The organism is Marinobacter sp. M1C, from assembly GCF_023314135.1.
In the GTDB taxonomy this organism is placed as follows: Bacteria; Pseudomonadota; Gammaproteobacteria; order Pseudomonadales; family Oleiphilaceae; genus Marinobacter.
On sequence record NZ_CP092289.1, the window covers coordinates 2,894,887 to 2,908,900 of the forward strand.

The 14,014-nt window shown below is 56.7% G+C and carries 10 protein-coding genes; 1 reads left to right on the forward strand and 9 read right to left on the reverse strand.

The window, feature by feature from the left end; genetic code table 11:
- Window positions 1-36: 36 nt before the first annotated feature.
- The 9 genes from MIH19_RS13605 to MIH19_RS13645 all read right to left on the reverse strand — a co-directional run bounded on the left by MIH19_RS13605 (window position 37) and on the right by MIH19_RS13645 (window position 12,755).
- Window positions 37-2,436, reverse strand: coding sequence for an MMPL family transporter (locus tag MIH19_RS13605; protein ID WP_249005384.1), 2,400 nt, complete (start codon window positions 2,434-2,436; stop codon window positions 37-39).
- Window positions 2,433-3,629 carry a YCF48-related protein gene (locus tag MIH19_RS13610; RefSeq protein ID WP_249005385.1) on the reverse strand — a complete coding sequence of 399 codons (1,197 nt, stop codon included), beginning with the start codon at window positions 3,627-3,629 and terminating at the stop codon, window positions 2,433-2,435. The genes MIH19_RS13605 and MIH19_RS13610 overlap by 4 nt, the downstream gene beginning before the upstream one ends.
- A gap of 192 nt (window positions 3,630-3,821) precedes the next feature.
- The gene (gene pepN / locus MIH19_RS13615; protein ID WP_249005386.1) at window positions 3,822-6,482 is read right to left on the reverse strand and encodes an aminopeptidase N; all 2,661 of its coding nucleotides are present in this window, start codon (window positions 6,480-6,482) and stop codon (window positions 3,822-3,824) included.
- The gene (locus tag MIH19_RS13620) at window positions 6,475-7,356 is read right to left on the reverse strand and encodes a DUF2797 domain-containing protein (protein WP_249005387.1); all 882 of its coding nucleotides are present in this window, start codon (window positions 7,354-7,356) and stop codon (window positions 6,475-6,477) included. Before MIH19_RS13620 ends, pepN begins: the two co-directional genes overlap by 8 nt.
- On the reverse strand, window positions 7,353-7,700 hold the full coding sequence (locus MIH19_RS13625; RefSeq protein ID WP_249005388.1) for a DUF1315 family protein: 348 nt from the start codon (window positions 7,698-7,700) through the stop codon (window positions 7,353-7,355). Before MIH19_RS13625 ends, MIH19_RS13620 begins: the two co-directional genes overlap by 4 nt.
- A 178-nt stretch (window positions 7,701-7,878) precedes the next feature.
- Complete coding sequence (locus tag MIH19_RS13630; protein WP_249005389.1) at window positions 7,879-8,559, reverse strand: rhomboid family intramembrane serine protease; 681 nt, start codon at window positions 8,557-8,559, stop codon at window positions 7,879-7,881.
- Window positions 8,559-9,581 (reverse strand): metallophosphoesterase, encoded by a 1,023-nt coding sequence (locus MIH19_RS13635; RefSeq protein ID WP_249005390.1) that lies wholly within the window; start codon window positions 9,579-9,581, stop codon window positions 8,559-8,561. Before MIH19_RS13635 ends, MIH19_RS13630 begins: the two co-directional genes overlap by 1 nt.
- A 2-nt stretch (window positions 9,582-9,583) precedes the next feature.
- Window positions 9,584-10,468: an NAD(+) kinase gene (locus tag MIH19_RS13640; RefSeq protein WP_249005391.1), complete on the reverse strand. Its 885-nt coding sequence runs from the start codon at window positions 10,466-10,468 to the stop codon at window positions 9,584-9,586.
- A gap of 202 nt (window positions 10,469-10,670) precedes the next feature.
- Entirely contained in the window at window positions 10,671-12,755 is a 2,085-nt protein-coding gene (locus MIH19_RS13645) for an NADPH-dependent 2,4-dienoyl-CoA reductase (protein ID WP_249005392.1), read from the reverse strand.
- A gap of 184 nt (window positions 12,756-12,939) precedes the next feature.
- Here MIH19_RS13645 and MIH19_RS13650 point away from each other — a divergent pair, with 184 nt between their 5' ends.
- Complete coding sequence (locus tag MIH19_RS13650; RefSeq protein WP_249005393.1) at window positions 12,940-14,007, forward strand: AraC family transcriptional regulator; 1,068 nt, start codon at window positions 12,940-12,942, stop codon at window positions 14,005-14,007.
- Window positions 14,008-14,014 lie beyond the last annotated feature (7 nt).

Sequence of the window (14,014 nt, forward strand, 5' to 3'; positions counted from 1 at the left end):
CCGCCCTGTCATGATCTGCCAGGGCGGTTTACACAGCTAGCTTTTGACGCTCGCCAGGCGCGCTTTCTCGCGCATCTGTTCCGGCTTCAGCAGGAAATGCGCCAGCGCTGGCAACAGCCAGATAGAGCCAATCATGTTCCAGATGAACATGAAGAACAGCAGCAAGCCCATATCGGCCTGAAATTTGATGGGCGAGAAAATCCAGGTAACCACACCAAGGCCCAGGGTAATGCCGGTGAATATCACCGCCTTACCGGTAGAGCGCAGGGTTTCAAAGTAAGCTTCCTGCAAGGACTTACCTTCCAGCAGAAATTTCTCCAGCTTGCTGTAAATGTAGATACCGTAGTCCACACCTATACCGACACCTAGCGCTATCACCGGCAAGGTGGCCACTTTGATGCCGATGCCGCTCATGGCCATAATGGCTTCCGCCAGCACAGAGGTAAGCCCCAGCGGAACCACGATGCACAACACTGCCCGCCAGGAACGGAAGGTGGCAAAGCACAGCAGGCTGACAACACCATAGACGAACACCAGCATCCAGTCTTTGGCTTTCGCGATGACGTCGTTGGTGGCCGCTTCTACCCCGGCGTTACCCGCTGCCAGCAGGAAGGTATGGTCTTCGTTGCTGTTGTTGGCAGCAAAAACTTCCACCGCGCTCACCACGGTTTGCAGGGTTTCGGCTTTATGATCTTCCAGGAACACCAACGTGGGCGTAAGGCTGCAATCGGTGTTGATCAACCCGGATGGCGCATCACGAATCGAAGCGTTGATGATGGTTTGGTTGCGGGAAATGGCGTACCAGTTCCAGTTACCTTCGTTCAGCGCTTTGGTGACGATTTTCGACACGTCCGCCAGCGAGACGGTGGATTGCACGCCTGGCGTATTTTGTAACTCCCACTGCAAGGTGTCCATGGCCCGCAACACGCTGTACTGGGTGCACTGTTCGACCGGGGTTTTCACCATAACCACCAGCACGTCGGCACTGGTGGAATAGTTATCGATAATGAAAGCGTTGTCTGTGTTGTAGCGGGAATCGGCGCGCAGTTCCGGGGCGCCTTGGTCTAAATCCCCGACTTTCAGGTCTTGCTTAAGGTAGACACCCACACCCAGGCCCAGAAGTGCGATCAGCACGGATATAGGCGCGGCTTTTGGGCTGGCAAACGCTGACAGGCGGCGCCATTTTCGGTCGGTTTCTTCACCCTGTTTTTGCACGTGGCGAATACCACCAGCGGTAATGCCGATGTACGACATAAGCAGCGGGTGCAAAACCAGGTTGGTGATGATCACGATAGCCACGCCCAAGCCTGCGGCTACGGCCAGGTCTTTAATGACGTCGATGTCGATAAACAGCAGTGTTAAGAAGCCAAAGGCGTCGGAAATCAGCGCCAGCATGCCGGGAATGTACAAGGCACGGAACGCTAGGCGGGCCGCGTTGAGCGGGTCAAAACCGCGGGCGGCTTCCATCGCCATGGCGTTCACCAGCTGCACCCCGTGGCTGATGCCAATGGCGAACACCAGAAACGGCACCAGCACCGAATACGGATCTAACCCGTAACCCAGTATTTTTAGCGCGCCTAGCTGCCAGAACACCGCCACAATGGACGTCAGCACTGGCACCAAGGTGCCTGCGATGCAGCGGGAGTACCAGAACAGCAACAGCGTGGTCAGAGCAATGGTGATGCCGGCAAACCAGGCAATGGCGCCAATGCCTTCAATCAGGTCGCCGACTTTTTTGGCGAAGCCGACGATGTGAATACTGACGTTCGGATTCTGGGCCTGGTACTTTTCCCGAATCTTCTCTTCCAGCTGGCGGGAAAAATCGGCGTAATCCAGGGGCTCGCCGGTTTGCGGGTCGTTTTCGTACAGCGGTGCGTACACGATGGTAGAGCGGAAGTTATCGGATATCAGGCGCCCCACTTCGCTTGAGCGCAATACGTTCTGGCGCAGCTTTTCAAGGCTTTCAGCAGAACTGCCGTCGTAGTTGTCGGGGATGATGGTGCCGCCCTGGAAGCCCTGCTCGGTAACTTCTACCCAGCGCACGTTGGGGGTCCATAGGGATTTCAGGCCGCTGCGATCAACACCGCTGAGATAGAACACTTCGTCGGTGATCTGGCGCAGAGTTTCCATGTACTCTTCGGTGAAGATATCGCTGCCGTCTTTTGTGGCCACGGCAATACGCACGAAGTTGCCCAGGTTTTCCAGATCGTCTCGGTGTTCCAGCATGCTCACGATGTACGGGTGTTCCAGCGGAATCATCCGCTCGAAGCTGGCATCGGGCTGGATTTTAACGGCGTTATAGCCCAAAAATACAGTCAACACCGCAAACAGAACCAATATGATGACGCGATTATTGAAAATGAGCCGTTCCAGAAAGGGCGCGGCTTTGGGTGTGGTGAGGAAGTGCTCACCTCTGGCATGCTTTGGATTTGTCATTCAACCGCCCCTTGTTCTACACCTTCTTCTACCAGACCCGCGTCGCCTTCCATCAGAACGACGCCGCCCTCACCCACCAGCAACAGTTTTTGCGGGCCATTTATCACAACACCCATCAAGCCCAGGCGGTCGGCTCGCAGGGTTTCCTTGAACGCGTCATTGGCGCCATCGCGAGTGACCAAGGTGCCGTTGTTACCCACCAACACCAGGCGTTCGCCGGCGCTGGCGCCATCATTCAAGGTGGTGCTGGAGCCGGTTTGCACGCGATCCCAGCTTTGGCCGTTATCGGTTGTGTGCATCACCGTACCGCGCAGGCCAAATGCCAGCGCCTCGCCGCTGTTATTGGTACCGGTCACGCCAAACAGCGAGCCTTCGTAACCGCTGTCGCGGCGGTCCCAGCTATTGCCGTTGTCTTCAGACACGTGAATTTGCCCGGCTTCGCCGACAATCACCAGCGCGCCACCACCGATTTTGGTAATGGCATTGAGGTGGTAGTTGTCGCCGTTGTCCAGTTTTCGCGCCCAGTCCTGCCATTGACTGCCACCATCAACGGTGTGGAAAATCATACCGTAGGCGCCAATCACAAAGCCGCGGTCTGCATCTTCAAACCACACGTCCAGAAACGGGTTCACCGGCCCTACAGACAGATCTGCCTGCATGTTTTCGAGGCCAAACGTCAGGTCATCCATAGCCCATTCCAGATCGCCGACGTCTTCTTCGGCTGCGGTTTCAAGGCGCTGTTCCAAAGCTTCGATTTCCTGCTGTACACCGGCAATGGCCAGATTGGCAGCCTGAATGCCGGTCATCTGCAGCGTCCAGTTAGCGCCGCTATCGCTGCTGTGCAACACCGCGCCGCTGTGGCCCACGGCCCAGCCGTGGCTGGCCGAGCCAAAATCCACTCCGGTGAGAGTGACGGACACCGGCACGCTGGCCTGGGCCCAGTTGGCGCCGCCGTCATCGGAGTAGATGATGTGGCCGCGTTCGCCAACGGCTACCAGGCGCCCACTGTCGCCTGCGCGCGCAACATCGTTCAGCAAACTGGTTGTAGCCAGTTCGGTGCTGCGGGCGGGGGTTTCCAGTAAGTCAGCGACGGCGAATGCCGTTGACGGGGTTAAAACGCAGAGCGCAGCCAAACTGATGGCAGCAGCAAATCCCGGGCAGGCGCAGATTGGACGCCTGTTGCGTGTGGCCATTCGATTTCCTATTGCTGGTGTTGTTGTATTTGATGCACGCAAAGCGCTGCAATGGGTTGAGTGTAGTGCATTACTGGCAGGTTGCTATCGCCCGAAAGTGCGATATTTATGGTAGTACGGGGATGGAACGGCGGGGACGGATTTGAAATCCGTCCCCTGGGTGGCGAACTCGGGAACAGTGGGTTCCTTGGGTTAATCCGCTAAGCTCTTGTGCACTACTTCGTACAAATCCCGGGACAGGTTTTCTTTGTCACGAATCTGCACCAGAGCGGCCTGCATTTGCTGACTGTACTCGGGCGCGAATTTGCGCCAGCGGGTCAGCGGGCTTACCAGCCGCGCGGCAATTTGCGGGTTGCTGTCGTCTAGCTTGCAGACCTGGTCGGCCAGGAACTGGTAACCGGAACCGTCCGGGTTGTGGAAATTCACCAGGTTCTGGCCGGCGAAGGCGCCGATCACCGCGCGGATTTTGTTGGGATTTTTCCAATCAAACGCCGGGTGTTCCAGCAATGCGTGAATGTGTGACAGCTGCCCGGTACGACGGCTGGCCGCCTGTACCGAGAACCACTGCTCCACCACTTGGGGGTCGTGCTGAAAGGTCTGGTAAAAATCGTTCAGGGTGGTCGCACGATCGTCGTCGTAACCGGAGTTCACAAACGCCTTCAGGGCGCCCATGCGGTCGGTCATGTTGTCGGCGTCGCGATACTGACCTAAACCCAATGAGCGGCCTTCTTCGTCATTAATCAGCAGCAGCCAGGCCAGCGCGGTGTTGCGCAGGCTGCGACGGGCAACGGCTTCGGGACCAAGTTGGTAAGGGCCGCTGTCGACGTTGCGGCGGTAGCAGGCCACCAGCTCGTCGCGCAGGGCAATCGCCAGATGCTTCAACACCCGGCGGCGAGCCCGGTGAATAGCAGGCACGTCGGCGCCATCGGTCAGTTCGGCCAGGTAAGCCACGGTGGGCAGCACCAGCATTTTGGCCACCAGCGCCTGATCCAGATCGGAATCGCTGATCAAGTGGCGGAAAGCACCTACCAGGCGAGTATCTACGATTACGTCTTTTGGCGCGCCAATCATCTGCTGGATGACGTCTATGGCCAGGCGCTGGCCCGCGTCCCAGCGATTGAAGCCGTCTGAGTCGTGGTTCATCAGGAACAGCAGTTGTTCGCGGGTCCACGGATAGCTCACCCGCACCGGTGCTGAAAAGTGCCGCAGCAGGGATGGCACCGGGCATTCGCTGAGACCGTGAAATTCAAAACTGTGGCTGGCTTCGGTGAGTTCCAGCACGCGCTCTTGCGGTGCATCGCCGTTGGCCAGCTCATCTGCGCTTAACGCCAGCGCCAGATCTTCACCGCGGCTGCCTAACAGACCCAGCGCGAAGGGTATGTGCTGAGGCTGCTTGTTGGTTTGGCCCGGGGTGTCTGGCAGGGTTTGTTCGATGTGCAGGCGATAAACGCCGGCGCTTTCGTCGTATTCGTCACTGATCGCCAACTGCGGCGTACCGGCTTGCTGGTACCACAAACGGAACTGGCCAAGGTCGCGACCTGAGGCGTCTTCCATGGCTTTGACGAAGTCGTCTGTGGTGACTGCCTGGCCGTCGTGGCGCTCAAAGTACAGGTCACTGCCTTTGCGGAACAGATCCGGCCCTAACAGGGTGTGAATCATACGCACCACTTCGGCGCCCTTTACATAAATGGTCAGGGTGTAGAAGTTGGTGATTTCCATGTAAGACGCCGGGCGCACCGAATGGGCCATGGGGCCTGCGTCTTCGGCAAACTGGGCGGTACGCAACACAGTGGCATCTTCAATACGCTTGACCGTGGCCGAGCCCATGTCCCCAGAGAACTGGGTGTCGCGAAACACAGTAAAGCCTTCTTTCAGGCTGAGCTGAAACCAGTCACGGCAAGTAACCCGGTTGCCGGACCAGTTGTGGAAATATTCATGGGCGACAATGGATTCAATGCGCTCGAACGCCATGTCGGTCGCCGTTTCCTGGCTGGCCAGTACGCATGAGGAGTTGAATATGTTCAAGCCCTTGTTTTCCATGGCACCCATATTGAAATCATCAACGGCAACGATCATGAACATGTCGAGGTCGTATTCGCGGCCATAGGTTTTTTCGTCCCAGGCCATGGCGCGTTTCAGGGAGTCCAGCGCGTACTCGCATTTTTCAGAGTTGCGCGGCTCTACGTACATGCGCAGGTCTACTTTGCGGCCGCTCATGGTGGTGAAGCTGTCCTGCTTTTCCAACAGGTCACCGGCGACCAAGGCAAACAAATAGGCCGGTTTCGGGAACGGATCTTCCCAGGTCACGAAGTGGCGGCCATCGCTCAGGTCACCCTGTTCGACGGGGTTGCCGTTCGACAAAAGCACCGGATAGGCGGTTTTGTCTGCTTCTATGCGGGTGCTGAAGCGGGCCATCACGTCTGGACGGTCCGGGAAATAGGTGATGCAGCGGAAACCTTCGGCTTCGCACTGGGTGCAGAACATGGCAGACGATTTGTACAGGCCTTCCAGGCGGGTGTTGTTCTGGGGCTCTATCCAGGTGACCACTTGCAGAGTGAAGTGCTCCGGCACCTGGTTAACGGTCAGCAGCTCGTCGCTGACGCTATAGTTGCTCTGGGCCACAGCCTCGCCGTTCAATATCAGGCTTTCCAACTTCAGGCTGTCGCCGTGCAGTTGCAAAGGCGCATCGGTCCCTAGGTTTTCCTGGGACTCGGGATTACGGCGAAAAGTCAAGGTGCTGTGCACCCGTGCGCCGTCTTCGAACAGTTCAAATCGCAGGTCGGCGGTATCCACCAGATAGGCGGGCACCTTGTAATCGCTCAGGTAAATGGTTTGCGGCTGATTGCTAGGCATTGCTGTCTCCCGTGTTTGCCGGTGCGCAGAATCGAACTTGATAACCGGTGTATTTGCGAATGTTGATCACGCCCGTGTCCAGAATCAGGTACTGGCCTTTTACGCCTTGCAGTACGCCAGACACGCGGGGTGTTTTGTCCAGGTTGTGTGATGTTACTTTCTGCGGCCAAACGTCGACCGGATAGCTTAAACCCAGAGACGGTTCCTGCACCGCGCGGATGCTCTCTGCGCCATGTTCTGCGCGCAGGGCGTCCAGTTCTTCGGCCACCAGGGCCAGCAGTTTGTCGCGTTCTTCGGCCAGGTTCAGCTCGGTGATTTCGCCTTTTAACATGGTACGCCAATTGGTGCGATCTGCCACGTGTGCTTTGCAGGCCACTTCCACGAAACCGGACAACTGGCGGGTGGCAACGCGCAACATGGGGATGGCGTCTACTGCGCCCTGGTCAATCCAGCGGGTAGGCACTTGGGTGCCGCGGGTAATACCGACTTTTAAACCCGACGAGTTAGCCAGATAAACCACGTGCTCGACCATGCAGTTGGCCTGCCCCCATTCGGGTTCACGGCAGGTGCCCAGGTGAAAGTGACACTTTTCCGGGCTCATGATGCAGCTGTCGCAGGCTGCCAACTTGCGCATGCAGGGAAAGCAGAAACCTTGGCTGAAGCTTTTTTTGGTGACGCGGTCGCAGTTAATGCAGCGGATAATGCCGTCAAACTCGATACTGACGGGCTGGCCAATCAGTTCGTTCAATGCGACATGATCATCGCCCAGGCGCAGTTTGTACTGCACTGGATCGCCGATAGAGTGCCCAGCACTGGCGGGCATTTTGCGCAGGCGGCCGCTAACGTCCACCGGATTTACGGGTGCTTGATTCAAACCTTTACCTCGGTGTACTGCTCGGAGCCGTCGCTGTCGTCGCTGCGCTCATCTAAAGAGCCATTTACGGCGTCATTTTTAGCGGCTTTTTTGGCGGCTTTTTTCTGCATGCGCACGGTAGGGTCGCAGTCGGTGCCTGCTTTAGCACCGCGGTCTATGTAACCTGTGCGCTCTTCTTCAGCCATATTATGGGTGTTTTCATAATGAATCACCGCTTCCAGGCTGATGGAGCGCTGCTCCGGGCTTAGCTTGCGGCCATCGGGCCATTTACCCATTTCAATAGACTGGCGCAGGCTGCGGTAGACGTTTGGGTCTAGCCGTTTAATCAATTCTTCGTAAGTCATGACACAGACCTCCTAAAACACACTTTAAAAAAGACTATCAATAACCGTTGACAGGCGCGAACGATAATGATTATTATTACTTCACCAAATGACATTAAGCAACACGGTCGTTCATTTGGTGTCTCTCTCATCAGAGCTATGTCGCTCTCTTAATACCTCACCTTTTGGTGGGGTTTTTTTATGCTTTTCGCCTGCCCGGCGGTGGCAACACTAAAGCCACTAGCAACCCCGCCACAAAACCACCCAGGTGGGCTTCGTTGGCCATGTTGCCCATGCCCAGCATGTTGGGCAGCGGAGTAAAGCCCAAAACCATCCACGCCAGGGCGAAGGTGATCAGCGCTGGCGGGAACTGGAATCTGGGCAGCCGCCGCTGGCTTAGCCAGCAATAGCCCATAATGGCGTAGACCACGCCCGACAAACCGCCAAACAGCGGGCCGGTGACCAGGTATTGCAGGCCATTCGACAGCAGGCTGGCCACCAACGCCAATACCAGCAGCCGGGTACGGCCGTCTATAAACTCGATTTGACTGCCCAAGAACCACAACATCACCGAATTGAAGATGATGTGAGGCCAGCTAAAGTGCAGAAAATCTGGCGTAATCAGGCGCCATATCTGGCCTTTCGACACTGTGTCCAGTAACGCATTCAGGCGATCAGCCAGGCTGACCCATTCGTACTGGCGAGGGTCAACTATCATCAAGCCGGCAGCCAGTTCGTTGCTGCTCATGGAGGTTAGCCACACCGTAATCACCGCGATCACGATGAGACTGATCACCACCGGTGCATGGCCGGGTGACGGTTGCCAACGGCCATTGACGAGGGGTGAACGGCGGCCGGGTTTTATCTGTTGATCGTCCATTAGCGTGCCAAACTGTCTTCGTTGGTGGGGTAATTGCGTTGGTCCAGGTCGCTAGGCCATTGCACATCTACCCATACGAATTTATCCGGCAACAAGACTCTTTCGCCGTCCATACGATAGGCCGCCAGCTTGCCGTATTTCACCGCGCTGTAGTCAACACAGGCCACATTGGATTTTAGTTGTGACGGTTTACCGTCCATCCAGTAATGGCCTACAAACACCGGGGGCGCATCCAGCGGATAGCTCAATAGTTGGCGATGTTCATCCGGCGTTAACACATGCACTGCCACGTCTGCAGGCAAGGGGTCGGGCTGGAATACCACGTCGGCGTAGGTGTGTGGATCGTCTGCCCAGAACTTGGTGCGGAAAAACTTGCGTACAAATCCGTCACTGCCGGTAATCGCGACACCTTCCGGCAAGCGCAAATCGGTGCCGCGCAGCAGAGTGTCCATCACTTCGCCGGGGAAAGAATCGAGCACCGACGAGGCGTGTAGAAAATCTTCGGTAATACAGCCGTCAGGGTGTTCCTGGCGGAAGCGGCTAATCAGGCCATCGTCCCAGCAGGCGTGCACGGCGCGGAAGTGTTCGTCGTCTATAAACAGTGGGATGGTGTAAAACCACGCCAGGAAGTCTTTCCACTCGCCGGGGTGGGCTTCGAACTGCTGCAGGGTTTCTTTGATCAAGCGGTCGTGGCGGGGTATGTGCTCACGCAGATAAGTATTGCCGCTGCCCGGGCGGGCACGGGTGCAGTAGCCCAGGGCGTTGTACTCATGGTTGCCCATCACAATGCGGGCGGAGCCCCGCTCGACCATGTCACGCACCAGGTGCAGCGCTTCGCGGATGCGCGGGCCACGGTCAATAATGTCGCCGATAAAGATTGCCTGACGGCGCTTGTGCTCGTACACGCCCTTCACCTTGGTGTAGCCCATCCGCTGCAAAAGGCTTTCCAGGGTAAGCGAACAGCCGTGAATATCGCCAATAATGTCGTAGCCGCGGCAGGGATTGCTGGACAGTGTGGCCATGTTCAACTCGCTGTTGTATTGCTGGCCCAGCCAAGTTTATCCCGGCAGGTGGCGTAAAAATTGTGATCGGTTGGGTGAATCAAACGGATTTTAAACGGCTTCTTACTAATACGAATGATATCGCCCGGCGCGCAGGCAATGTTCATCTGGCCGTCAAAACTGACCTGCGGATAGGCTTCGTTTGTTTCACCAATCACCAGTTTTATTTCGCTGCGACCGTCCACCACGATGGGGCGGCTACTGAGGGTGTGCGGGAACATAGGCACCAGCACAACGGCATCCAGTTTGGGATGCATAATGGGGCCACCGGCGGACAACGAATATGCTGTGGAGCCGGTCGGCGTGGCGACAATCAGGCCGTCGGAACGCTGGGCATAAACAAAGTGGCCGTCGATAAACAGGTCGAAGCCGATCATGCGGGTGGATTTTCCCGGGTGCAGCACCACATCGTTCAGCGCCGTGCCAAAGCCCAGAGGTTTGCCGTTGCGCTCTACGTGGCCGTCTAGAAGAAAGCGGTGCTCAACAATGTATTCGCCCTTAAGCACTTTGCTCAGTCGCTCTTCCAGATCGCTGGGGGAGATATCGGTCAGAAAACCCAGGCGGCCGCGATTAACGCCCAACAGGGGTATTTTGGACTTCGCCAGTTCACGGGCAGCACCCAGCAAGCTGCCGTCGCCCCCGACAACAATCACCAGATCGCAAATTTCACCCAGCAGCCTTTTACTGGCGACCTGCTGGCCGTGGCCGGGAAGTATGCTGGCCGTGTCTTCTTCCAGAATAACCTGGTAATTATTGGCAACCAGATATTGTTTGAGCTGGCGCAGGGTTTCAACCACCTTCACGCTGCCCATGCGGCCAATCACACCAATGTTGCGAAATTGCTCCATGGAATTTCCTGTTGTTCTGCCGGGCTGCCATTCTAAAGCTGGCAGCCCGGTAGTACCAGCTTGCATGCTGGCGGATCGATAATGATAGTTTGAGACTACCAATTTGAGGCTGCCAGCCAGAGAATGCCAATTTGAAAGTGCCCGACAATAAAGAACGGGCGCCAAGCGCCCGTTAAAAACTCCTGATGCTGAGGCTGGGCCTTTACAGCTCGGCGGCTAAGTAGCAGCCCTGGTTGATGGCGCGTTTGGCGTCTAGCTCCGCTGCCACATCGGCACCGCCAATCAGATGCGTTGAAACATTGGCAGCTTCCAGTTCTGCCTGAAGCTCGCGCATTGGGTCCTGACCTGTGCAGATGATGATGGTGTCCACCGGCAACAGCTTGTCTTCGCCCTGCTCCGCATGCTTGGCAGTCACGGTGATGTGTAGGCCTTCGTCGTTAATCTTGCGATAGGTGACGCCCGGGATCATCTGTACTTCACGATGCTTGAGTGATGTACGGTGAATCCAGCCGGTTGTCTTACCCAAGTTCTTACCAATTTTCGAGGTTTTACGCTGTAGCAGGTACACCTGGCGCGCCGGCTCTGGCAGTTGGGGTTCTACGCCCTTCACACCGCCACGATGCTGACCACTGAAATCTACACCCCACTCTTTCATGAATACGTCAGTATCCAGCGCGGCGGAAGCGCCCTGATGGGTAATGAACTCGGACACGTCAAAACCGATTCCGCCGGCGCCGATTACCGCCACCCGCTTGCCTACGGGCTTGCGCTTCTTCAGCGCGTCCAGATAGCTGATAACGCTGGGGTGTTCAATGCCGTCGATGTCTGGCATGCGCGGCTGAACGCCGGTGGCCAGAATGACTTCGTCATAACCGTCGGCAATCAGCTCTTTGGCGCTAACGCGGGTGCTCAGGCGCATGTCTACGTTGTATTTTTTCAACATAACGCTGTAATAGCGCAAGGTTTCGTAGAACTCTTCCTTGCCGGGAATCAGTTTGGCAACGTTGAACTGACCGCCAATTTCCTCACCCGAGTCATACAGGGTGACCTTATGTCCACGCTCGGCAGCCACCGACGCGGCCGCCATACCTGCAGGGCCCGCTCCCACCACCGCGATGTTTTTCGGGTTGGCGGTTTTCACGTAATTCAGTTCGGTTTCGTGACAGGCCCTTGGGTTGACCAAGCAACTGGTCAGCTTGTTGCTGAAGGTATGATCCAGACAGGCCTGGTTGCAGCCGATGCAGGTGTTAATTTCCTGGGAGCGATCTTCGGCGGCTTTTTGCACCAGTTCGGCATCGGCCAGGAAAGGCCGCGCCATAGACACCATGTCGGCGTCGCCCTCGGCTAGAATTTTTTCAGCCACTTCCGGCATGTTGATGCGGTTGGTGGTAATCAGCGGAATGCTGACTTCGCTCTTCAGCCGCGCAGTAACCTTGGAAAAGGCGCCACGGGGCACAGACGTCGCAATGGTGGGTATGCGGGCTTCGTGCCAGCCAATGCCGGTGTTGATCAGGGTGGCGCCGGCTTTTTCGATTTCTTTGGCCAGTTGCACCACTTCTTCCCAGGTGCTGCCGTCTTCAATCAGATCCAGCATCGACAGGCGATAAATCAGAATGAAGTTGGGCCCTACCCGTTCGCGCACGCGGCGCACAATTTCAATCGGCAGGCGAATGCGGTTTTCGTAGCTACCGCCCCACTGATCCGTGCGCTGGTTGGTGTGGGCCACAATAAACTGATTGATGAAATAGCCTTCAGAACCCATGATTTCAACGCCGTCATAGCCGGCTTTTTGGGCCAACTGCGCGCACACGGCGTAGTCTTCGATCTGTTTTTCAATACCGGCTTCGTCCAGCTCTTTGGGAGTGAACGGATTGATCGGCGCCTGAATGGCTGACGGCCCCACCAACGCCGGTGAGTAGGCGTAGCGGCCGGCGTGCAGGATTTGCATGCAGATTTTGCCATCGGCCTGGTGCACGGCATCGGTGATGATCTGGTGTTGTTTGACTTCGTCATCGGTAGTCATTTTTGCAGCGTGCTGGAATACGCCGCCTTCTTCGTTGGGCGCAATACCGCCGGTGACAATCAGGGCCACGCCGCCACGGGCGCGTTCAGAGTAAAACGCTGCCAGCCGCTCAAACCCGTTTTTGGCTTCTTCCAGGCCGGTGTGCATAGAGCCCATCAACGCGCGGTTGCGCAGCTTTGTGAAGCCCAGGTCCAGCGGTTCCAGCAAATGGGGGTATTTGCTTAAGCCCGGCGTGGCGGCTGCGTTGACATTAGTCGCGGTCATGTCTCTTCCTCGTCATTATTGAGATTATGTTTTTTGTATAAGCTACCCTTGTACCCGCGGTGCGACAATATCTTGGGGGTACAATTTATTATCTTTGAGTGACTCTTTGAAAAACCCAATAAATGGCTTTCTGAAATCCCGCTGAATGGCTCTCTGAAATTCCGCTGAATGGCTCTCTGAAAAAATGCCGACAACAAACACGACCAAGCCCAAACCGGCTTACGCCCTAGGTGATATAAGCGTGCTCTATGCTGCGGTGCTATTGCGTGCCGCCGCTGCAGAGGGCGCAGACGCTGCGGGGCTGGCGCAGCGTTTTCGGCTAGACGCACAAACCCTGGAGTCTGCAGAGGCGCGCATCAGCATTCCCCATTATATGCGTCTGGGCCATGCCGCCATCATCGAAACCGGCAACCGCGCGTTGGGTTTGCGTATGGGGGCGCTGTCACGGCCTGTGGATGCAGGCTCGGCGGGGTTGGCTGGCGAGTGCGCAGCCAGCGCCGGTGTCGGTCTGAGCACACTGATTCGCTATGCTTTGCTCACCAGCCAAAACAGCCGCGGTTTACCCGAGGTACAGAGCGCAATTCGCAAGGCGGTGTTCTATTCCATCCGCCCCTATAACGACTACAACTGCTTTGTTGTGGATTCGGTTCTGGCGGCCTGGACCCAGTTTTTACGAACGCTGACCGGCGATTATGGGGTGCTGGAAAAAGTGCAGATTGAGTACCCGTCCCAAGGGATGGACGAGCTGTATGAAAGCTGGTTCCGCTGCCCGGTGCAGTTCGGTGCCGCTGAAAACAGCCTGGTGGTAAAAGCCGACACATGGCAACAAACCCCGCGCCAAGCCCAACCGGCTATGCACGGCGCGATGGTTCGGCAATGTGAGCAGCAATTACAGCAGGTACACCGAGGTTGGACGCTGCAAGAGCGTGTGCAGCATTGCCTGACCCCCCTATTCCAGGGCCAAACCCCAGCCCTTAACACCGTCGCCGCGAAACTGGGCCTGACACCCTGGACCCTACAACGGCAACTGGCCGCAGAAGGCATAAAATATAAAGATTTGGTCGACAGCACCCGCCAGCAACTGGCCGTGGACTACCTGCGCGAAACCCGCCTGTCGCTGGCGGAAGTGTCGTGGCTGCTGGGTTTTGCTAATCCGGCGGCTTTTCATAAGGCTTACAGGCGCTGGTTTGCGGTTAGTCCCGGGGAGCATCGAAAGCGGCTGACTGATCGGACAAGTCGGGGACGGATTTGAAATCCGT